Source organism: Massilia sp. CMS3.1, assembly GCF_051262535.1.
Taxonomy (GTDB): Bacteria; Pseudomonadota; Gammaproteobacteria; order Burkholderiales; family Burkholderiaceae_D; genus Telluria.
Genome location: NZ_JBIMES010000007.1, coordinates 161,133 through 181,185, shown reverse-complemented (window position 1 = coordinate 181,185; position 20,053 = coordinate 161,133). Strand labels below are relative to the sequence as shown.

The 20,053-nt window shown below is 57.4% G+C and carries 18 protein-coding genes and 1 pseudogene; 4 read left to right on the top strand and 15 right to left on the bottom strand.

The features are described from left to right. Positions 1-46: 46 nt before the first annotated feature. Together ACHAC9_RS13380 and ACHAC9_RS13375 are read right to left on the bottom strand one after the other, a co-directional pair. Positions 47-508 carry a YybH family protein gene (locus ACHAC9_RS13380; RefSeq protein ID WP_435760493.1) on the bottom strand — a complete coding sequence of 154 codons (462 nt, stop codon included), beginning with the start codon at positions 506-508 and terminating at the stop codon, positions 47-49. 500 nt (positions 509-1,008) lie between these two features. Then, complete coding sequence (locus ACHAC9_RS13375; protein WP_435760492.1) at positions 1,009-1,623, bottom strand: TetR/AcrR family transcriptional regulator; 615 nt, start codon at positions 1,621-1,623, stop codon at positions 1,009-1,011. 249 nt (positions 1,624-1,872) lie between these two features. On the opposite strand from ACHAC9_RS13375, the gene ACHAC9_RS13370 reads away from it, so the two are divergent. Then, on the top strand, positions 1,873-2,769 hold the full coding sequence (locus ACHAC9_RS13370; RefSeq protein WP_435760491.1) for an SDR family oxidoreductase: 897 nt from the start codon (positions 1,873-1,875) through the stop codon (positions 2,767-2,769). 518 nt (positions 2,770-3,287) lie between these two features. Here the strand turns inward: ACHAC9_RS13370 and ACHAC9_RS13365 are convergent. From ACHAC9_RS13365 to ACHAC9_RS13350, 4 genes are all read right to left on the bottom strand, one after another. Beyond that, positions 3,288-4,763: a UvrD-helicase domain-containing protein gene (locus ACHAC9_RS13365; protein WP_435760615.1), complete on the bottom strand. Its 1,476-nt coding sequence runs from the start codon at positions 4,761-4,763 to the stop codon at positions 3,288-3,290. Further along, positions 4,699-6,144, bottom strand: a complete 1,446-nt coding sequence (locus ACHAC9_RS13360; RefSeq protein WP_435760490.1) for an ATP-dependent nuclease — start codon at positions 6,142-6,144, stop codon at positions 4,699-4,701. Before ACHAC9_RS13360 ends, ACHAC9_RS13365 begins: the two co-directional genes overlap by 65 nt. Beyond that, entirely contained in the window at positions 6,032-6,430 is a 399-nt protein-coding gene (locus ACHAC9_RS13355; protein ID WP_435760489.1) for an ATP-dependent nuclease, read from the bottom strand. The genes ACHAC9_RS13360 and ACHAC9_RS13355 overlap by 113 nt, the downstream gene beginning before the upstream one ends. 387 nt (positions 6,431-6,817) lie before the next feature. Then, a complete protein-coding gene (locus tag ACHAC9_RS13350; RefSeq protein ID WP_435760488.1) occupies positions 6,818-7,615 on the bottom strand; it encodes a helix-turn-helix transcriptional regulator in 798 nt (265 codons plus the stop codon). Between the two features lie 114 nt (positions 7,616-7,729). On the opposite strand from ACHAC9_RS13350, the gene ACHAC9_RS13345 reads away from it, so the two are divergent. Beyond that, entirely contained in the window at positions 7,730-8,809 is a 1,080-nt protein-coding gene (locus tag ACHAC9_RS13345) for a zinc-binding dehydrogenase (RefSeq protein WP_435760487.1), read from the top strand. Positions 8,810-9,274: 465 nt separating this feature from the next. Here ACHAC9_RS13345 and ACHAC9_RS13340 read toward each other — a convergent pair whose 3' ends face one another. The 3 genes from ACHAC9_RS13340 to ACHAC9_RS13330 form a co-directional block, all read right to left on the bottom strand. Continuing rightward, entirely contained in the window at positions 9,275-10,276 is a 1,002-nt protein-coding gene (locus ACHAC9_RS13340) for an N-acyl homoserine lactonase family protein (protein ID WP_435760486.1), read from the bottom strand. A gap of 126 nt (positions 10,277-10,402) precedes the next feature. Then, positions 10,403-10,825, bottom strand: a complete 423-nt coding sequence (locus tag ACHAC9_RS13335; RefSeq protein WP_435760485.1) for a hypothetical protein — start codon at positions 10,823-10,825, stop codon at positions 10,403-10,405. Beyond that, complete coding sequence (locus ACHAC9_RS13330; RefSeq protein WP_435760484.1) at positions 10,826-11,851, bottom strand: NADP-dependent oxidoreductase; 1,026 nt, start codon at positions 11,849-11,851, stop codon at positions 10,826-10,828. It lies immediately after the preceding gene. 96 nt (positions 11,852-11,947) lie between these two features. Between ACHAC9_RS13330 and ACHAC9_RS13325 the strand changes: the two genes are divergently transcribed. Then, complete coding sequence (locus ACHAC9_RS13325) at positions 11,948-12,508, top strand: TetR/AcrR family transcriptional regulator (protein ID WP_435760483.1); 561 nt, start codon at positions 11,948-11,950, stop codon at positions 12,506-12,508. Positions 12,509-12,671: 163 nt separating this feature from the next. On the opposite strand, the gene ACHAC9_RS13320 is transcribed toward ACHAC9_RS13325, so the two are convergent. From ACHAC9_RS13320 to ACHAC9_RS13300, 5 genes and pseudogenes are all read right to left on the bottom strand, one after another. Beyond that, positions 12,672-13,799: an alpha/beta hydrolase gene (locus ACHAC9_RS13320; protein WP_435760482.1), complete on the bottom strand. Its 1,128-nt coding sequence runs from the start codon at positions 13,797-13,799 to the stop codon at positions 12,672-12,674. Between the two features lie 97 nt (positions 13,800-13,896). Continuing rightward, the gene (locus ACHAC9_RS13315; RefSeq protein WP_435760481.1) at positions 13,897-14,373 is read right to left on the bottom strand and encodes a nuclear transport factor 2 family protein; all 477 of its coding nucleotides are present in this window, start codon (positions 14,371-14,373) and stop codon (positions 13,897-13,899) included. 299 nt (positions 14,374-14,672) lie between these two features. Continuing rightward, positions 14,673-15,611 (bottom strand): LysR family transcriptional regulator, encoded by a 939-nt coding sequence (locus ACHAC9_RS13310; protein WP_435760480.1) that lies wholly within the window; start codon positions 15,609-15,611, stop codon positions 14,673-14,675. A gap of 97 nt (positions 15,612-15,708) precedes the next feature. Beyond that, positions 15,709-15,849 carry a hypothetical protein gene (locus ACHAC9_RS13305; RefSeq protein ID WP_435760479.1) on the bottom strand — a complete coding sequence of 47 codons (141 nt, stop codon included), beginning with the start codon at positions 15,847-15,849 and terminating at the stop codon, positions 15,709-15,711. A gap of 540 nt (positions 15,850-16,389) precedes the next feature. Next, a pseudogene (locus ACHAC9_RS13300) lies at positions 16,390-18,899 on the bottom strand (sensor domain-containing protein). Between the two features lie 591 nt (positions 18,900-19,490). Between ACHAC9_RS13300 and ACHAC9_RS13295 the strand changes: the two are divergent. Continuing rightward, positions 19,491-19,655: a hypothetical protein gene (locus ACHAC9_RS13295; RefSeq protein WP_435760478.1), complete on the top strand. Its 165-nt coding sequence runs from the start codon at positions 19,491-19,493 to the stop codon at positions 19,653-19,655. A gap of 107 nt (positions 19,656-19,762) precedes the next feature. Here ACHAC9_RS13295 and ACHAC9_RS13290 read toward each other — a convergent pair whose 3' ends face one another. Beyond that, positions 19,763-19,996 carry a helix-turn-helix transcriptional regulator gene (locus tag ACHAC9_RS13290; RefSeq protein ID WP_435760477.1) on the bottom strand — a complete coding sequence of 78 codons (234 nt, stop codon included), beginning with the start codon at positions 19,994-19,996 and terminating at the stop codon, positions 19,763-19,765. Between the last annotated feature and the right edge of the window lie 57 nt (positions 19,997-20,053).

The window sequence follows — 20,053 nt, the reverse complement described above, 5'->3', positions numbered from 1 at the left end:
TGCGATGGGCGTTCATTCATAGATCCACTTTCGCCCGAACCTGTCGCTAGAGTGGCTGCTTCATCACTGCCTCTCTCGTGAAGATGTTGACGGGTAATGAGCTGTGCTCGTGTATGGCGAGCCACTTTCCGTCATTCTTACGCCAAATGCCGGTGACGCGGATGTGGACGTCGATTTTTGATCCATCTTTGGACTTCACCGCCACGTGCCCATACGCCATCGAGTATGCGAGGCTATCCGAAAGGATCCTGACGGTCACCTTGGGATACTGATTGGTGACCGGCCCATCCGCGTTCTCGACAAGGCGGCCAGCAGTCTTCTTGACCTCGTCGACCGTGGTCACACCCGGCGCCATGAAATCGAACAACACTACACTCGCGTCCTGATCGAACATGGCGACCACAGCGTCCAGATCGCCTTGCTCGGTCCCACGGCCAGCGCGCCGCAACGTCTCGATGATGTCCGCGATGTCCTGCGAATTACCGATTGACCCCTCACCAATCTCCATATCATCCTCCTCCGATCGTTACCAAGATCATTCGTTACAAACGAATTGAGATTCGACCTTACGGCTTTGAAATTGACTTCTTCGCGCAGCATTGCCGACGATCAATATTGCATTGTTTCGTAACACGCCATTCTATTGAGCCACAGGACCGCATAATGCGTGAGGCGTGCACCGTCAGCACGATTGCATGATGGAGACGCTGTTTCGATTCCAGTCCGTCCCGCCGATGTCATAGTGCGGCCGGCGGCGCCGCGTCCGATAATCGGCGGTATTCTTATAGCGGAGTGACATTGACGCCCTCATTTCCGCAGTGGCGGCACAATCCGCCGGAGTCACAGAAAGAGTGAACGGTGCCGCAACGCACCTAATTCATACCCGCGCTATTTTTTCGAACATGGTTTGTCGTGCGTATGACAATGGCAAGACCTGTTTGTTGCGTAACTGGGAGCGAAATACCACGCCAGATGGTGAAGTCTACATCAGATTGTCACGCTCAGATACTAAGTGCTAGCTCGAAAGCGCAAGCCGTCGATGAGCAAGCTGACCATGCGTTGCGCATAGTCGGTCTGATCCGCGCCGGCCGACATGCACAAGCTGCTGACGGCGCGCAACAGGTCGTAAGGCACGATGTCGGCACGGATTTCCCCGGTTGCGGACGCTGCTTCGAGCAATGTCCGCACTGCCGGCTGAAGCCGTTGATCGAAATATGCATGCAAGGTGCTGTAAGCCGGATCGCCAGAGTTTAGCGCAGCCGCAAGACCGCGCTTGGTGGCGATAAATTCCGCGTAGCGGTGCATCCAGCGGACGAGAGCCTCGGCCGGTGCATGCTGTTGCGCCAATACCGGTGCCGCGTCGGCACAGGCGTCGACCTGTTGGCGAAAAACCGCGACGACTAAGTCGGAGCGCAGCGGAAACCGACGATACAGCGTGGCGATGCCAACACCCGCCTTTTCGGCAATTTCGCGCACGGGCGCGTCAACGCCCAAAGTAGCGAATATTGACAATGCCGCGTGCAGCAAGGCGTCTTCGCTGCGTTGAGCGTCTGCGCGTAACGGTCGAAGTCGCGGTTTCGCGCGACCTCCTTCTTGATTAGGAGGAACAAAATCTTTCACCATTTTTACACTCATTTAAAACGCAATTGACAAACGGAACTTTGATCCATATTATACGGAACATTGATCCATTTTACGCCAAATCATTAGTTTGGGCAATGTCGCCAGCCGCAGTTTGACGAAGCGGACCGACTAGCAATTTACGATGAGGGTGGCGCAGGTCGATTTGTGATACCCGTGCCGTCGCGTCGGCGCTGTGGACTAAGGGTTCTACGATCTATGTTGCAAAAATTCTTAAAGGAGAAATTCATCATGCGTGTATTCGTCACCGGCGCAACCGGTTTCATCGGCTCTGCCATCGTCCCTGAACTGCTTGCTGCCGGCCACCAGGTCCTCGGCCTCACCCGCTCGGACGAAGGCGCCAAGGCCCTTATCGCCGCAGGAGCAGAAGTGCATCGCGGCGACCTGGAAAATCTGCAATCCTTACGCACTGGCGCGGCCAGTGTCGACGCCGTCATTCACGCCGCCTTCAACCACGATTTCTCGAAGTTCGCCGAGAACAGCACATTAGACCGACTTGCCATCGAGGCAATAGGTGATGAGCTGGCCCGTTCGAGCCGCCCCTTCATCGTCACGGCTGGACTTCCCACCACCCCCGGTCGCCCTGCAACGGAAGACGATGAAGTATCGTCTGACCCAGCGGACACGCCCCGGAGGTCCGAGCAAGCTGCGATGTCGCTGCTTAAGCGCGGCGTGCAGGTATGCGTGATGCGCCTGCCACAAGTGCACGACCGGAATAAGCAGGGGCTTGCCAGTTATCTATCTGCGCTGGCACGCGATAAGGGCATTTCTGCCTATGCCGGCGACGGCAACAACCGTTGGTCGGCAGTGCATTTGCGCGACGCGGCATCGCTCTACAGGCTAGCGCTCGAGAAAGGACATGCTGGCGCGAAGTACCACGCCGTTGCTGAAGAGGGTGTGCCGCTGCACGCCGTTGCTGAAGCAATCGCTCGCGGCTTGAAAATTCCCGTTGTGGGCTTGTCACCGGAAGAGGCAGCGCGTCACTTTGGCGGGCTCTCTTTCGCAGCCACCATGGATGCTCCCGCGACAAGCATATTGACGCAACAGCGCCTCGGATGGTTCCCTGCCCAGGGTGCCGGACTCATGGAAGACCTCGAACATGCAAGTGAATTCAACAAGCCTTCGTAGTCTGTCGGGCTCAACCATTTGAGCGAACGTACCTCAGCCGCGTGCGCGATTGGACGTCGCGCCTCTCGGCTTTTTTGCGAATGCGGGCGAATGCATCCAAACAAAGCCAGCGCGTCATATCCAACGCTGCCTGTTGGAATTTAGGCTCAGTTTTTCTGATGCGTCGCGGTCCATTGAAGCCATTTTCGGGTACCTTTTTCGCCTGAAATTTCGCGCCAAGGTGGTCAGATCCCACTCACGGCCGCGTTGCATTAGTCCGCTCATCAAAATCACGCAAATTTGGCGTCTGAGGTACAGTGGAACGATTATGCTCAGCTGACCGTAATCGTTCTTATGAAAAGTGGCTGCTTATGAAAAGCCAGGGTCACAGAACGCCTCACGTGTAGGGTCGAGAGCTGGTTTTACTTTACATATTATTCGTAGCCCCGCCACCCGCGGCACAGTCAGAGCGCGGAGCGGTCGGTGAAGACTCGAACGCCACCGTTGTGAGGATGACTCAGTTGTTGAATGAGCGTTCGCTAGCGGCCCGCGGCGGGCGTAAGCAAAGGTGTCGACGAGCAAACCACGACTCGCCTTGCGCCTCGCGTCAGAGCCACGTAGAGGTGTTGCGCAGTCATGCGCTCGGGCTCAAGAATGACCGCGACATCAGCCTCGAGCCCTTTTAGAAGAAGCGTGCTTCCAACCGCGCGCCGGCCCAGCGGTCGACCCAGATGGCGGTTTCGCTCGCGGGTCTGCATCGCCGCGCCAATGAACCCACCCTCGTCCCCGGCTGCTCTCAGCGCTGAGATACAGCCGTGCAGCACTTCGGGGCGGTAGACCCGCGCACCGCGTTGGTCCGCGAGGGACAGGAGGAGGTCAATCGAGGTCGTGTGGTTGGGAGTTGCCATGAATATCACTGCTGCCGTTTCTGCAGGCGTCGCGGGCGTGCGGGCTCGGCCGCCTCGTATCGTTTCGACCCGAGCGAGTAAGTTGGCAGTTCCCACCTCGGTCATCAGTGAAGTGGCGAACTCGGCAAGCAGTCGCAGCGCGTTGGGCCTCGCTAAATCGAACTGGCGGGCAAAAATCAGCAGGTCCCTGAGGTCGACCGCCTCGACGGAGGTGGCGCCCGGCGTCTGCATTGTGAGTTGATGGCGACCGTTGACATTCATAGAGTCGCCAATCACTAAAACGCGGCCATCTCGGTTTGGCGCCTCCGTCCGGGCGGCCACTAGCCGCTGCTGCACTTCCATGCCTTGGGTCAGTCGAACCCACTGGACGCCCTCTGGCGCTTCACGCAGGTCCACAGGCTGGCCCGCCTGCAATGATGTTCGGGCTTGAAGTAGCCAAGCACCTAGTGCATCCATGCCTGCGAGCTGCCATCGCCAAGGGGTCTGCAGCGAGCCGATGGGCGGGAACGCAGCCTGAGCCTCACGTTCCCAGTGGACAAGTGGGTCGCGGAAGCCGAATATCGCCTGCATCGGGTCCCCAAGAATGCAAGTGGGCAGCGTCTGCGCGATGGAGCAGACTATGGCATGCTGCACGGTATTGCAGTCCTGATACTCGTCCACCAGCAAGCGCGAATAAGTGGAGGCTATGGGGTCACAGATGTGACCTGCCTGTAGGAGTTCTTGCACGGCGACTCGGATGGCTGGGTAGTCGGCGTTCGGGTTGTCCAGATCAAGAACGCGCGCGTTGAGGCCCGCGCGGAGCGGAAACTTTGCCGCTAACCGCATGGCGAAACCGTCGATGGTTGACACTCTATACGCTGAGCTCGGGACGCCGCCGCGCTGGAGCCTGGCGCGTAGCGCGGTGACTCCGGCGTTGGTATGCGTCAGCACCAAGATTGGCTTGATGCCCGCGTGCCGACTCAGCGCGTCCGCGATGAGCTGGGTCTTGCCGCATCCAGCTGGGGCGGTAACTGAGCCTAAGCGCGCTTGAAAAATGTTAATTTCAGGCGGCCGCACTCGACCACCCCCAGAGTTGGTTCGTAATTTCGGCGAACCCCGGCTCTGCATTTGCAATGTGGGGGCCGACGATTTCCTTGGCGATTTCCTGGAAACCAGTCACTGACTTGAACCAGCCGTTCTTGTTGTTGCGAGCGGCAAGTCCGAGCAATGCTCGACTCGCAGGTGTGTAGCCGCCATTCATCCGTTCCGCCTCTATCGCATCCAAGGTGACTTGTCCGTTTGATTTCGACTTGATGTGCTCGGCCATGAGCTCGCGGCCGACCATCTCGTCCGCCTTATTCAGCAGCGCGTGCACCGCGTCATTGCTTGAATGGCGGAATAGCTCGTCCTCGAGGGCCAAGCCGGGACGCCATGTGACGTACTGACCGTCAGCCGCGACGAACCTCTCGATGAGTCCGACTGTCGAAACAGGTTTGTCCGCGTCGACGAAGACAAGGACGCGATAGCCCAACTTGAGGAACGCTTCCCCTCGTGTGAAGCATTGGTCGGGGCTTCCTCCGCCTGCGTCCACATATGAGCCTCCGTTGGCCAGGAAAGATGTCGCGCCACAGTGCACCCACCACTGGTCCATACCGCGAGCGAATCCGACCTCGCTGGCGCCCTCGCAGACGATGACGGACTTAGACAGGAAAGCCTCGGCGGCCTTGCGCAGTGTCCCCTGGATGCCGTCGTCTGTACCGGCACATGTGGCTGTGTGGATGCCCAAGTGCTGGCGCACGACGAAAAGCTGGTTGCCAGCCAGCTCCCTGAGCGTTACCGGTGAATGGGGTGTCATAAAGACCTGTAGCGGCTGGGTCGCATCCTTCGCTCCGAGTGAGTCGAGCAGACGCATGAGTCGGTGCGGCTCGAGTCCGTACTCGACTTCGTCTACTAGGGCGACGGTGGCGGCCGCCGCTGCGGCCCTTTGCAACCCCGCGACAAGGAGGCGCCCCGAACCGGTGCCGAGCGACCGCAAAGGAATGCCGGTCTCACTGTGGAGCGCGATAGCACCGTCGCCAATCGACACCGAGTGAGCATCAAGTAGCGCCTGAGCGCTAGCGCCGATGGCTACGCCCAGGGCGGTAGCGGTCTGGGTGACCACTTGCAGCGTTTGGGCGAGTTGAGGGCCAGCCTGCGCGCCGAAGGCGGCCCGGGCGGCGCGTGCGGCGCCGGCAAGTTCCAAGCCAAGGTTCGCGCGCTCTTCCGTAATCCGGTTCAACACCGAGCCTCTAGCCCAGGAAAGGTTCGTGTTTGCGTAGGTGCCGATTCGAGCTGGTGTCAGGAGGTTGCGGTCCTTCCAAGGCAAAGACCGTTCTATTTGCTGGCGGGCGGCTCGGTCAGAATGGAGCGTCCAACTCGGCTCGAGGTCGGCCTTGACCTCGAGCTTCAGCGTCAGAACTGTTTCTAGTCCTGCGCGGCTCGTCTTCAAGCAGCCCAGTGCCGAGGTCAAATCCGCGAAGGAACTCTCCGTACGTTTCGATGTTCTTCAGCGCGTCAGGTAGTGCACCGAGCGTGATCGCAATCACGATGGTCCGGCTTACGTCCAGGCCGAAAAAGTCCGTGTCGCCGAAAGGTGCGCTCCTCCGCGCTCCAAGGCAGAGGTCAATCGCATCGAGAATGGTCGACTTGCCGCTGTCACCCGGGCCAATAAGGCAGTTTACGCCATTGGACGGTAACCAATCGAGCGTCTGTATCGAACGGAAATTGCGAATTTCAAGGCGTCGGACACGAGTCATGTAACCTCTCAGTTAGTCGAGCAAATATTCCGACGCAACGTAAGCTGCCCAAGGGGTTCATGGGTCCTCGTCAGAATTCCTAACGCAACTGTCTCCGGAAAACCGGCGACCGAGAGTCCGGCTGCCGACCGACCGCAAGCAGCCTGCATCGGACGTTAAAGTTGACCTTGCGAACTTCCGCTTCCGGCCGCTTGCCGTCGATTGTACCCGACACAACAATGAGCGGCCCCGCAGGCACCCATCAACGCCCACAATTGGGTGTATGGATTGCGCGCCCGTGTGCATTACCTGGTCTTTAATGATGCGACCGAGCAGGACTGCCGGGTGGATACGCAGCGGAGCCGCGTCCGCCTTAGGCTAGCATCCCACGTTTTCCTGCACGCTCTGCTATCTTGTACCTGCCGAGAAAACTACTAGTCTTAGCGCCGGGTCATCGTTGGATTGGAAGCTAGCGTACTCATAATTCACGACACCCTTTTCGGGATGAATCAGCGACTTTCGGCCGGATGAGACTTTGCCGATTTCGTGGTCTCGCCACCAACTGGCGAATTCGGAATTGCCTTCACTCAGGCATTGAACTAGTTGTATAAAAGCTGGGTCGTCCGCCCAAGGCGCGTATGCGGAGCGAAATTCGGCCACCATGCGCTGCGCCTCCTGTGTCCATGCATTGCCAAACAGCCTTCGTGCGTTCGGATCGATCAACATGCCAATGAGGAGATTGTGTTCGGCCTGCGGCCGCCGGCTGGAGGCAAACAGTTCATTTGCCGCCGCGTTCCACGCCAAGACATCCCACCGCCGACCCGTGATGTAGGCTGGCTGAGGTATGCCAAGGAGCACGCGCTCCACCGCGGGCGGAACGGTTTCGCGGATGAAGGCTGCTCGCTCTGCCCGATTGTAGAGTTTGCGCGTCAACACCTGCAGGTGAGCGTGTTCCGCCTTGGTGAGCCGTAAAGCACGGGCCAGTGCGTCAATGGTGGTTACGGATGGGTTAACCGATCGTCCCTGTTCCAAACGGATGTACCAGTCCACTCCGATGCCGGCGAGCTCCGCCACCTCTTCCCGGCGAAGGCCGGGCGTGCGTCTTCTGCGGCCGCTGGCAAGCTTGAACGCTGCGGGGCTCAACCTCTCCCGGCGCGAGCGCAAAAAATTTCCGAGTTCGCGTCGACTTGGTTCAATGATTGTCAAGGTTTTTCCTTTTAGCCAATGTTTTTCAATCCTAGGATACCAGCCGTCCTTGCTCGGACTTGCCAGATCCTGAAGACTACAGACTTCACTGCCCAAATCATAGAAGGAAAAATCATGAAAGCAGCAATCTTGAAAGCCTTTGGTCAGCCTCTCTACGTAGAGGATATTCCCGCGCCAACTCTGGGCACAGGGGAAGTCATTGTCGATATGGTCGCAAGTGGCGTGCTGAATTACGCGAACGAAGTCTTTAGCGGCGAGCGCAAATTTTTGCTCGACCTGCCAGTGGTGCCGGGCCCCGGCGGCATCGGCCGGGTGCGCGAGTTCGGACCGGATGCAACCCATTTGGCGGTGGGCGACTGGGTTTATTGCGACCCTACAGTTCGCTCCCGAGATGATGCGCTCGATCCCGACATTACCTTGCAAGGGTGGAGTGCAGGTGGCACAGGCGGGTTGAAACTTCAAGAATATTTTCGCGATGCTTCGTGGGCACAGCAGATGCGCCTGCCGACCGAAAACGCCATCCGCATCGGCAACATTGAAGAAAAGGATGCCGCTGCCTGGCTAGCAATCGGCACTTTTCTTGTGCCTTTTGGGGGCCTGCTAGCCCTCGACTTGCAGGCGGGCGAAACGCTGGTAGTCAACGGTGCCACCGGTGGTTTTGGCGGCGCCGCCGTCGCGGTGGCTTTAGCGATGGGCGCTGGCTGCGTCATCGCCACTGGTCGAAACGAACATGCGTTGCGCGAACTGGAGCGCCGCTTCGGCCCCCGCGTGAGAATCACGAAGATGGGGGGCGACGAGCAGGACGACCGCGCGCGCATCTTGCAAACCGCCGCTGGCCCGATTGACTGCGTGCTGGACTTGCTGCCACCGGCCGCGACTGGCGTGCAAGTGCGTACCGCCTTAATGACCGTGCGGCCTCGTGGCAGAGTAGTCCTGATGGGCGGCGTCGGCGAACAGGGCGGACCTGGCCTTGAGCTGTCCTACCGGTGGCTTATGCGCAATGCTGTGACCGTTCGTGGGCAGTGGATGTATCCCCCGGAAGCGACCGCGCGCATGGTTAGGCTCATCCATTCAGGCTTGCTGACACTAGACCATTACCAAGTCACTGAATTTGACCTGGACCGGGTCAACGAAGCCGTCGCTCACGCGGCCGCTAACGCTGGGGCGTTTCAAAAAACAGTGATCCGTTTCTGACCACCGCAGGTTTCTTGGCTACAGATGAGAGTATTATTTTCCGTATGATGTCGTGCCCACGCACGACATTCCAACGGAAAATAGCTCGCATCAAAAGTACTCAGTCGTCGAGGCGTTAAGAGTGGTCGCAGCAAATACGAGAGATGGCCGCGGAATAAGCCGATCGCTTACTGTTGGCTGCCAAGCTCGATCCTCTGCCGTCTCGTTTAGGGGTGCTGAAGCGATGGCTGCAGCGGAGCAAATCAATTTTAGCTCTTCGTTCCCATCGCCTTCGTCAGCGCACCACCGCCCGACAGCTCCGAGCTCGCCCAACATCCAGATCTTTATTCCGGTGGCGCCTGAGCGCCCCCACCACGTACAGGTGGACGCACGTCAGGCACCCGGTTTCCGCGGCCTCAGCCATCAAACTGATGAACTACCATCACAAAGAGATAATTTCACGCTCGTTTCTTCATCGACCTTGTCTCAGTCGAGATATTTTGGAAAAGCCGGCATCGCGGCGAAGTCTTCGGGTGCGTGTTGAATAATCACGCGCGCATTGGTGTTCGTTTTGATTTTGGCAAACCGCTCCATCGATGCCAGCGTATCGGCGCGATCATTAAGGTGCGGAACCAAGCCCTTTTCATAATTTTGTCGGGTGTGGTACAAGTCGCCCGTGATCAGCAGAATGCCGGATTTAGGTAGTTTTACAATCAGCGATCTGTGTCCGCGTGTATGACCAGGTGTCTTGAGCATTTTAACGGTACCGTCGCCAAAAACGTCATAATCTTCGTCCACCGCAGTGACCTTGGCTTTCGCCAGAGGAGCGATCTGGGCAAGATCAATCCCAAACGGTGTCGGCTTGGCATGGGCTGCAGTCACTTCTGCCGCCGCGACAAGAAACGTAGATGTCGGGAACAAGGCAATATTGCCAGCATGGTCGAAGTGGAGATGCGAAAGCCCGACGTAGTGCACATCGGACGGCTTCAGTTTTAATTGCGCCAGTTGGGCTGCCAGCGTTCGTTTCACAGTGAAGCGTCCGCCAAATTTTTCCAGGACCCCGTTCGGCTGCGCCGCGATTTTATCGCTCAAGCCGGTATCCCAAAGTAGCCACTGCTGCCCATGCTGAATTAAATAGCAGGGCGTCGGCAGCGCCAGCGGTTTACCTTCATATTCGCCCGTATCAGAAAACACGTCCGCGTCTTTGAACTCGGTAAGTCCGCAATCGAGCGTGTAAAGTCGGATATCCGGCGCGGAACCGGATGGGTTGGCTACGGGCTGAGCAGCCATCGCGTTCACGCCGCCTAAAACGGACAACACTGCAAGCGCCGTCATCAAATGTCTCACGATGCGAGAGTCGGCCGGCTTTCCGACGATGTTACTTCGAATCTGTTTAACATTGACCTTAGTTTTTGAGGGTGCGGCGTCCTTGCGCTTTGCAATTGCGCCATATGCATCGAATCCAGTTGCGTCGTGAAGCTGTTCCATTGTTGTACCCACCTTTCTAATTTTTATAATGAATAAGCTGATTGCGCTCGCAAAATGCCGTGCGACGAATATGGCGGCACCTTGCGACTAAACCTTAACAGGAAGCATCGCGCTGCCTGTCGTGCGTTATTTAGTCCTATCTACGATGCGGTCGTGCACCTCGGCAAACCAGCTGCCGAGCTGCGAAAGATCACCGTCGACCCGCATTTCGCCAGTGCGTTGGAATTTGGCGAGTGCGTTTTGATAATCCGGGTCAGCGCTACGCAATATATTGAGCGCATGCGAAGCCGCGGCCGTTACTTTGACCGTTATATCGGCCCGCTCGCCCGGGACCGCGCCGACCCTGAACGACGGCTGGCCGCCAGCGATGTCGAAACGAAGTCCTTGAACAAGGCCCTCGGAAAGTTCGACGCCGTCCGTGTAGCACTCCACCAGAGCCAGATTGACGTCCGGCGAAAGTTTGGCCTGCGAGGCGGCTTCGCACATTAAAGTCGCTGCCATGTGGAACCAAGCGGAGGAGCCATGAAGTAGCTTGATCTCTGCGTTCATTTATGTGTTCCTTTCCGGCACGGTGAGGACTATCTTGCCTCTAATGTGTCCAGCGGCCGCGCGTTCGTGCGCAAGTCGCGCCTCGGCCAGAGCAAAAGTGCTGTCGATGGCGACTCGGATGGTCCCGGCATCGAGCAAATAGCCGAGTTCGGCAAGTTGAGCGCCGTTCGATCGCACTTGGGTCGCCGAAACCGTGAGGCCCAGCTTCGCGGCCTCGTCCGCGCCCGAGAAGCCCAAGGGGAAGACCGGAAACAATGCGCCGCCAGGTTTGAGTACCTTCAGAAAGCGGCCGGTGCTGGCACCGCCGACGGCATCAAGGACGAGATCAACGTCGTGCGCAGTATTTTCCGGCGCAGTCAGGTTATAGTCGATGAATTCGTCGGCGCCGATATCTCGCAGAAACGACTTATGCGCAGCCGAAGCCACTGCAATGACGTGCGCGCCTTTCCATTTCGCCAGCTGCACTGCAAAGTGCCCTACCCCACCCGCCGCGCCATTGATCAGCACCGTCTTTCCCTTGAGCGGCACTGGTTTATGCCGATGCGGTTGCAGCGGGTTCGGATGATCGTGTCCGAGCTCGATTAAAAACTGCCACGCTGTGAGCAAGGCCATCGGCGCGCCGGCGGCGTGCACATGATCGATACCGGCTGGCTTGATTGCCAAGTCCGACGCCGGCGCGGCGACATACTCGGCGTAAGCGGCGCTGTCGCCAAAGCTGGGAAAGCGCAACATACCGAAGACTGCATCGCCAATAGCAAAGCCCTGCACATCCGCGGCAACGGCCTCGACGATGCCAGAGATGTCTGAGCCTGGAATAACTGGTAATGCCATTGTTGGCCGCCAATCAGGCGGCAACATCTTGTAACCATCTCGCAAGTACCAGTCCGGCGGATTGACGCCTGCTGCCTGGACCCGCACTAGTACTTCACCGGATTTCAGCTCGGGAAGCTGCACCTCCTCGTAACGAAGGACCTCGGGACCACCGAACTCATGCAGCCGAACCGCGTTCATCGACTTTGAAATCATTGCTTTCTCCTTTGCCTCATATGGGCTATCATGAACGGAGCGCTGCTCCGAATAAATTCACTATACGGAGCACTGCTCCGATTGTCAAGGAGATTTATGCGGGCTGATGCTAAGAAAAACTACGAACATGTACTTAACGTTGCGCGCGCCGTCATCACCGAGCAAGGTGCCGACGCATCGTTACGGGATATTTCACGCAAAGCTGAAGTTGGACTCGGTACGGTTTATCGTCACTTTCCAACACGTGAGGCTCTGCTCGACGCTTTGCTTCGCGAGAGCTTCGACGAACTGACTGCACGCGCAGCAAAGCTTGAAACGGCGGACTCCTCGGCCGCCGCGCTTCAGTCTTGGCTGCGCGAAACGGTCGCCGTAGCACGCAACCTTCGCGGCGTTACTGCGTCGATGATGGCTGCCATCGAAGAACCCGATTCAGCACTCCATGCTTCCTGTGTAACGATGCGCGCGGCCGGCACCCGGCTTCTGGTTCGCGCGCAGGCTGACGGCATGGCGCGGACCGACATAGATGGTGCCGACCTGTTTGCGCTGGTGGGAGCGCTAGCGTGGCTCGGCGATCAACCTTCGCTTGCGCAACGGTCAGACCATCTCTTCGGCGTTATTGCGGACGCCATTCTCAGTAGCCCAGGGATGCAACGTTAGGGTCGGTTTGATCGAATTAACGGCAGGATTGCATATGATATGGCGCTCAGAAGGACACAATTAACTATAGTCCGGCGCCTCGCCCGTTCTGTGCGTTCGCCCACATAAGCACAAAATACCTCACGATTTCCCGGCACTGTACCGTTCGTATTTGCCTCAATATTTATGAAGGTGCGTTATCGGGAGCTTTGGCAGAAATATCTTCCGCACCTGTTTCATCCAGAAGCGCAAGGACGTCTTGCAGACTCTCCCAAATCATGATGCCTTGCTCCCACGGCGCAGCGTGCGGTCCGGTACACCGATGTCCTTCCACCACACGAACACCTTGCACCTGATGTAAGTTCTGCTCCAATCGCGTCCGCTGGTTCGTGGGTACAAGTTGGTCCTGCTGACTCTGGTCCAAAACGAACAATCGCGGCGCAGTGGTTTCGTTCACCCGCGCGGCAATGGACGCGGGATTGAGCAGCGCCGGACTGGCCTCCTCCCATTTTTGTTTGTCTGTGCCAAATGCATTTGACAGCAACGTCTGATATTCGTCGTGAAGATGCTGGTGTGAAGATCCAAGCCCATCCACAAGCGCGACCAGGTCATACAGACCGTTCAAGCCAATCAGCGCTGCAGGACAGGGGGCATCGCGGAGATTTTGCAGCCCGTAGTGCTGCGGAGATGCCAAAACAGCTTGCAGCGCTAGGCAAGCGCCGCAGCTGTGCCCCGACAAAATGTAGGACTGCTCTCTCAATCCAAAGGAGCGCAGCAGGTCGAGTCCATGGAAAACGTCGGCCAGATGTTGCGGGTGGACGGCCTCGCGAGCAGGATCGGCATGGTTCGCACTCGCGGCATCGTATGGCAGGGTCGGATGCGTCGGAAACTGCGAGACCGTGTAGTTGATCGAAGCAATGGCGATGATCGGATGTGAATCATCGTTGGCAGCGAAAGCGTGGGCGACGGTGGGTTCGATCGACTTGGCGGTCAGTTGTGGATCACGCCAGGCGCCGCCATGGATGTGGACTTGGTAGCAAGGCGCACCAGTCTGCGAATGTGGTGCCGGCAGCGCAGTGACCGCACTGCCGACCAGCTTTGCGTTGGCCAGAGTATGTGGCAGATAGATGTTGAGATTCTGCCGGCGATTGGCGTCACGAAGGCAGGGGATGTTTTTGGCGGCAATCACGGCGACGGGCGCGACCAGATTGGGGCTGGTCACTTCGGCGAGTTCCCACAACACCAGTTTTTGGTTTTGGACGCTCACCGACCGCCGCCCCTGCGGGATTACCTGGTTTTCGTCGACGTTCACGGTTGGCCCCATCTCAGTAAAATTCAACGCGGGCAGTAGTGCGGGCAAACGATGCCCTTACGCCAGCATTAGCCCGCCCTCGCCTAACGATCCTTGATCAGCTTGCGCTGCCGGGGGACGGAAGCGAGAAACTGTCTCCGCCGAACGGCGATGTGTCGAGCCACAGATACTGAAACGAGCGGCTGGTAAAGACCCAGCCGTTTTCCGAACGCTTCAGGCGGTCCAACGCCATGCAGTGATTGCGGTAATAGACTTCGCCAGGACCGCGTGCGGCTTCGGTGCAAACGCAACTGGTGGTGGCCTGGTCGCCGCTGATCTCAATAGCGCCTTGCACCGCGAACTGCACAAAGAATTCCTTCCCTTCCCGCAAGCGGCGAAGCATGGCCACGATATCGTCCATTCCCTGTGCCTGGGCTTTGGGCGGCGTGCCGATCGTCCACTCGCCATCGTCGGCCCACACCGTTCTGAAGCTGTCATAGTCTGCCCGGATCGCCGCGTCAGCGAAACGGGCGGTGGCGTTGCGAATCGACGCTTCGTCGAGCAGACGAGTCACCGAGGCTTGAATATCGGACATAATTTTCTCCTTGGATGGAATATGGAATGTGTTTCCCGCTCGGCAAGGGATGCCAGGGGAACTATTTAAAGGGACGGTCTGAAGGATGGCGGCGCCCTCACTTCGGCAACCTGGAAAGGCCGGGAAACTGTTCTTCGTGTCGTATCAATATAGCCCTGATCCAATTGAAAAATAAGAGGGCATACAGGGAACAGCTTGTTCGAAAAACAGGACACTGAAAAAAAGTCAAGTTCAGCCGTTACCTTTGCGTGTGAAAAAATCTTCGCATGGTCTGACCGACTGCCGGCGCCAAGTGCGTTTCACCAGGGGGATTTAGACATTCCTTCACCGGCCTCTCGGGTTTGCGCAACCAGATCGACGAACGCGCGCAAGGTGGCGGGCATCGACCGGCTCGAGAAATACAGCCTCGGACCACCAAACGTCTGCCACCAATCCGGCAGGACCGGTACCAGTTCTCCACTTTGCATGTACGGCTCAAGCCAGTTTTTAAAAGTATAGATGAGCCCACAGCCGGCGCGTGTCAGATTGATTGCAGCGGCGGCGGCATGTACGCCAATGGTCACGCGGCCAGGCGCATTGACAGTCACGACCTCGGTGCCGCGCTCAAACGTCCACGCTGTTAATACACCGCTGGAAAATCGCAAGCGGACACATTCGTGATCCGACAGCTCGCCGGGATGCAATGGGTGTCCACACCGTGCTATGTACGATGGCGCTGCGCATAGGGCCAGCTGCTGAATTTGCGGGCCGATCGGCACTGCGATCATATCTTGCGCCAGGTGTTCGCCATAACGTATGCCGGCGACGCAGCCATCAGCAATTGCATCGATTAGCCTATCTTCGACAACTATCTCTACCCGCACTTCAGGATGGACTTTCAGGAAACGCTCGATCAATGGTGGGAGGATGTCAACCATAACAGCCCCGCTTACATTTAATTTCAAAAGACCGCGAATTTGATGTTCCGAATTCGTCACCTCAAGTAGCGCGGCGCGGGTTTCAGCTAGCAACGGCGACATCCGGGCCGCAAGCGCACGGCCGGCTTCTGTTGGCATAACGCTGCGCGTGTTCCGAGTAAGCAGAGGCACACCAAGTTGCGCCTCCAATCGGGTGATCGTATCGCTGACTTTCGAGGGCGATAGACCGAGCCGCTTCGCCGCGGCTCGAAACCCTGCGGTGTCAAAAACGGCTAAAAAAACGGAGAGATCGTCTAGGGAAGGCTCGTGATTGCTATTCATAAAGCTCAGTCTATCCGATTTCAACCGGGCCACATATCCGTTCCATGTGGCCGACTTAATGGAGCGCCAGCGTTAGCCAAGCTTCTCCCAGCTTGAGTTAGCGTTGTCGGCATTGCCCAATTCTTGTCGTATTTTCCATGGCCGCGTTCGAGCGGGCGGAGGCAGCATTGATGTGATGCTCTTCCGCCTTGTTTTTCGCCGCGCGAAGATTGCCCTTCATTTGCGTCGGATCCGCCACGTCCATCTCCACCGAGGGAAATGTCGATCCCGCACGTGACTGCCTATCCAAGCAGGCAGGAATTGGGCTCCAGATCGCATGGCCGCAAGTGAAGCTCGATGCGCCCATGACGGCGACGACGATAGCAGCCCAGCAGTTTCGCTAGTGTCGCGATCGGTAACGATACCGAGTTGCCGGGGTAGACGAATAACTTCACCTTTGGTCACTGACAGCTTGCTGACCTACTAGCGCCGGTAGTGCTCGCAGAGCCGCTGTAGCGGTAGCCGTCCGGGTGGCGCTCGATGTACTCCTGCCACAGCAGGTCCGGCGGCGCGTATTTCTGGCTCTCCCTCCACGCAAGCGACGGGGACTCGACGTCGACGACCAGGAAAGGGGCAGCATTTTACATTCGATAGCGCGCCCAATACTGCACCGAAGGCGCCCGGACTCGCCGAGAGCAAAGCAATTCGGACTCCTATTCTCCAAGGATATTTTACCATCTAGGCCGCATCCTTCGGTGCATCAAGTTGTTGCTTTCGGCAAGGAAGCCGCCCCTACCGTTCAACTTTTTCGCGGTGTGGGGCGTGACGCAATATCAGCAATTTGTTCGGAACCCCTTTCGGCTATCTGCCGCGCGAGCATCGCATCGAAGGCGTTTCGCGTCAGCGGCTGCGAAATTAAGTAGCCTTGGAGGTAATCGCAACCGAACTGCGTCAAAATGTCGCTTTGCGCCTGGGTCTCGACACCTTCTGCGATTGCAGCGATCCCCAACTTATGCGCGATGTCTATGATCGCTTGCGTCAACGCCTTGTCGCTAGCGTCGCGCTCCAGATTTTGGATGAACGATTTATCGATTTCAAGTAGTCAAACGCAAAATTCTTGAGGTAGGAAAGCGCAGAATAGCCTGTCCCAAAATCATCCAACGACACTTTCGAACCATTTCTTTTCAACCTATTTAGGCACTGCCGGACATGCTCTGAATCGCTGATCAGCATACCTTCGGTTATTTCGATGGTAATACTCATAGGCGGCAACCCAGAATTGGCCAGCCGATCGATCCAGGCATTCGCCGCATTCTGTTCAAACTGGACAGGCGAACTATTGACACTTAATTCAATTCTGGTGCCGAAGTTTTCCTGCCAGTGCTCCACGCTGGCAATCGCTTGGTCGATAACCCAACTCCCGATCTCTACTATAAGGCCAGATTGTTCGGCCAACGGGATGAATTGGGCCGGGCTAATAGAGCCGAGCACCGGATGTGTCCAGCGTAACAGGGCTTCGGCTTTTTCAATTCTCCCGCTGGCAACATGGACTATCGGCTGGAAAAATACCTGCAGTTGCTCCCGCGCGAGTGCATGCCGCAATTCATTTAGCATCCTCATTTTTTCGAGCGCCGCCTGCTGCTGCGCTGGCGCGAAATACTGAAAACGCTTGCCGCCGGAGCGCTTTGCCTGAACCATTGCCTGTTCCGCCGCCTTAATTAGGGCCTCCGCATGCTCGAAATCATCCGGAAAGACGGCAATGCCGATACTGGCGGACAAGTCCATGCCCACCTTCCCGTCTACGTTCCATTCGTGGGGTGCATCGTTTAAGAGCGGCACCGAAAGGATGTTCATTATTGCTTGGGCGGTTATCTCAAGTTGAGCGCGCAGGCCATCGGAAACGATGACGCCAAAGCGATCGCCGGCAAGCCGGCCAACTGTCGCAGTTCCGGATAAACATGCACTTATTCGCGCCGAAGTTTCTACCAGGATGAGGTCGCCTCCGGAATGGCCAACCATCTCATTAATTTCACTGAAATGGTCCAGATCCAGGCATAGCAGGCCTACACAAGCGTTACTAGTGCGGCTTTTCTTCAGTTCCTGTTCCAGACGATCGAGGAACAGACTTCGGTTCGGCAGGCCGGTCAGCTGATCGAAATTGCTGCGAACCCAAAGTTGCTGATCTTTGCGTTTGTGCTCAGTCAGGTCTGCAATATGGATCGCGCGCCTGAACTCATTTTTATCACCCTCCCGCAAAATGTTGATATCGACAGAAACGTCGATAATCGTTCCATCACGGCGCCGGCAGCGCATTTCGCCTTCCCAACTCCCCTGCTCGTCGAGCACGCGGCGGAGCGTGTCCGGTACTTTTGAGGCGGATGACTCGGCAAGCAACTGACTGGCGGTCATACCAATCACGTCGCCGCGCGCGTATTTGAAAAGACGCAGAAATGCCGGATTAGCGTCAACTACTATGTTTCGTCGGTCTGCGACCAGGATCGCGTCGGATGTCGTGCGGTAGATAAGGTCGGCCATCTGCATCGATTCACTGAGCTTGCGGCGCGCTGTCGTGTCCTGCACCATCCCCCATATCCGCGTCACTTCGTCGCCGACGCTCGTCGCCCGCCAAAGTGCTCGAATCCATTTGTGCGCACCGCTTGGCAAAATCATCTCGACATCGAGGTCTTGAGGCGCTCCGGTTTTTAGCGTCTGCGCTAACGCGTTTTCGATACGGAGCCTTTCCGCGTCACCGTAGTGAGACAGAAACATCGCTAAGCTAAGTTCACGATCAGGGTCGAATTCGTGCAACCGCGCGAGCTCGGTGGTAAAGGAAAAACTATCCTCAGCCACATCGATTTCCCAACCGCCGATGTTAGCCAGAGCGCTCATTTCATGCAACAATTGCTCCTGTTCGTGCATCTTTTGCTCTTGACGTCGCCTTACGGTGACATCGCGCGCCACTCCAAGCACGCCCATCACCGTGCCGTCGGGACGCTCCACCGCCGTTTTAAGCATGTCAAGCGTCCGCGTTTCGCTTTTTTCTCCCTCTGGCACGAGCTGTTCTTCAACAACGCTTCGACGCGTAGCGATTACCTTCTGGTCGAGTAAGCGATGCTGGCACGCCACTTCCTTCGGAAAAAGGTCGGCATCGGACTTGCCGACAACTTCATGCTGGGCACGACCGAATAGCGCGGCCGCGGCTCGATTGCATGCAAGATAGACGCCATCAATGCCCTTCAGGAAAATTACATCGGGGCAGGTTTCGATGAGGGCATCGAATAACGCCTTGTCGTCGGAGCACGGGAACATCTTCGCGCTGCTCGCGTGCCGCGCCCCGCTCCACCAAGCCAGCGGAATTAGCAATGAAGCGAGCAACGCCATGTTTCCGGTGGGACTTGATGGACTTAATGACTTATGGTCCGAGGTTAATGATGGGGACACCTTGGCCTGACCACTCGACCGTAGAAGCATAGTTGAAAGGGCGAATGCCCCAAGTAGTATTCCGCGCATTTATCCTCCGTGAAATCTTTGCAATTGCTCACAAATTCTTCCTGAAGCTCGTATGACAATGTCGAACGGTACCCGTGAAATGTCAAGCAACCAAATCGCCTCCTCGTTAGCGCAATCTCGTATGCCATCGCCAATGCCGCTGACCTGCGCTAGATCGACGCTACATTGTGCCAGTTCAACCGCGCCAGTTGTGCTTGGCATGCGACGCATAACTGCCTATTTTAGCTTGCTCGAGGTTGGCCAGCCTTGACCCGGTGAGACCGTCTTGGTCTCAGGCGCGGCAGGCGCAGTCGGCGTGCTGATCGGACTGTTCGCTAACGTTAAGGGCTGCCTGCGGCCGGAATAGCTCGAGGCAGGAAAAGAAGAGCTACTTACATACGCTTGGATGTGATGAAGTCATCGATTACGCCGAAGGAGAAGAGCCTGAGCGCGCTGGCATGGACCTGTCCGGATGGCGAAGACGTCTACTACGTCAACGTAGGCGATGCGCTGAGCGACATGGTGTTGGGGCGTTCGGCATCAGAGCTGCCGGTCGACAGAATAGTGGAACGGTAACGCACCCACCTCTGCCTCGGGTGAGCGCGACACTCTGCATGCATGGCACGATGCAAGCCTCGGCGCCTTGACTCCGGCTTGCACCACGAACTTGCATGCACCGACAGTCAAGCCTGGTTAAGCCCAGGTCCTGATCCGTCCTGCTCATTGATCCAGTTGCGAATGTCTTCGGCGCGCCAGGCCGTTACTCGCGGCGACAACTTCACGGGCTCCGGGAACGTCCCGGCGAGCACCCTCCGCCATAGCGTCGATTTGGAGATTGGAACAAACGTCAAGACCTGCGGTTGCCGCAGAAAGCCCGTTTCGGGAAGAATTGCGTGGATCGAAATTGTAGTTGACATGACCTGCCCTAACACCGGCGCACTCGCCGGATAGAAATGGCTGACCCGCTTTGTCAC

What these genes read in the sequence shown, in the direction of transcription:
- ACHAC9_RS13315 (WP_435760481.1), bottom strand. Translation starts at nt 14,373, where the DNA reads ATGTCCGATATTCAAGCCTCGGTGACTCGTCTGCTCGACGAAGCGTCG.
- ACHAC9_RS13330 (WP_435760484.1), bottom strand. Translation starts at nt 11,851, where the DNA reads ATGATTTCAAAGTCGATGAACGCGGTTCGGCTGCATGAGTTCGGTGGT.
- ACHAC9_RS13340 (WP_435760486.1), bottom strand. Translation starts at nt 10,276, where the DNA reads ATGGAACAGCTTCACGACGCAACTGGATTCGATGCATATGGCGCAATT.
- ACHAC9_RS13370 (WP_435760491.1), top strand. Translation starts at nt 1,873, where the DNA reads ATGCGTGTATTCGTCACCGGCGCAACCGGTTTCATCGGCTCTGCCATC.
- ACHAC9_RS13290 (WP_435760477.1), bottom strand. Translation starts at nt 19,996, where the DNA reads ATGTCAACTACAATTTCGATCCACGCAATTCTTCCCGAAACGGGCTTT.
- ACHAC9_RS13365 (WP_435760615.1), bottom strand. Translation starts at nt 4,763, where the DNA reads ATGCAGAGCCGGGGTTCGCCGAAATTACGAACCAACTCTGGGGGTGGT.
- ACHAC9_RS13375 (WP_435760492.1), bottom strand. Translation starts at nt 1,623, where the DNA reads ATGGTGAAAGATTTTGTTCCTCCTAATCAAGAAGGAGGTCGCGCGAAA.
- ACHAC9_RS13295 (WP_435760478.1), top strand. Translation starts at nt 19,491, where the DNA reads ATGAAGTCATCGATTACGCCGAAGGAGAAGAGCCTGAGCGCGCTGGCA.
- ACHAC9_RS13355 (WP_435760489.1), bottom strand. Translation starts at nt 6,430, where the DNA reads ATGACTCGTGTCCGACGCCTTGAAATTCGCAATTTCCGTTCGATACAG.
- ACHAC9_RS13325 (WP_435760483.1), top strand. Translation starts at nt 11,948, where the DNA reads ATGCGGGCTGATGCTAAGAAAAACTACGAACATGTACTTAACGTTGCG.
- ACHAC9_RS13345 (WP_435760487.1), top strand. Translation starts at nt 7,730, where the DNA reads ATGAAAGCAGCAATCTTGAAAGCCTTTGGTCAGCCTCTCTACGTAGAG.
- ACHAC9_RS13380 (WP_435760493.1), bottom strand. Translation starts at nt 508, where the DNA reads ATGGAGATTGGTGAGGGGTCAATCGGTAATTCGCAGGACATCGCGGAC.
- ACHAC9_RS13335 (WP_435760485.1), bottom strand. Translation starts at nt 10,825, where the DNA reads ATGAACGCAGAGATCAAGCTACTTCATGGCTCCTCCGCTTGGTTCCAC.
- ACHAC9_RS13310 (WP_435760480.1), bottom strand. Translation starts at nt 15,611, where the DNA reads ATGAATAGCAATCACGAGCCTTCCCTAGACGATCTCTCCGTTTTTTTA.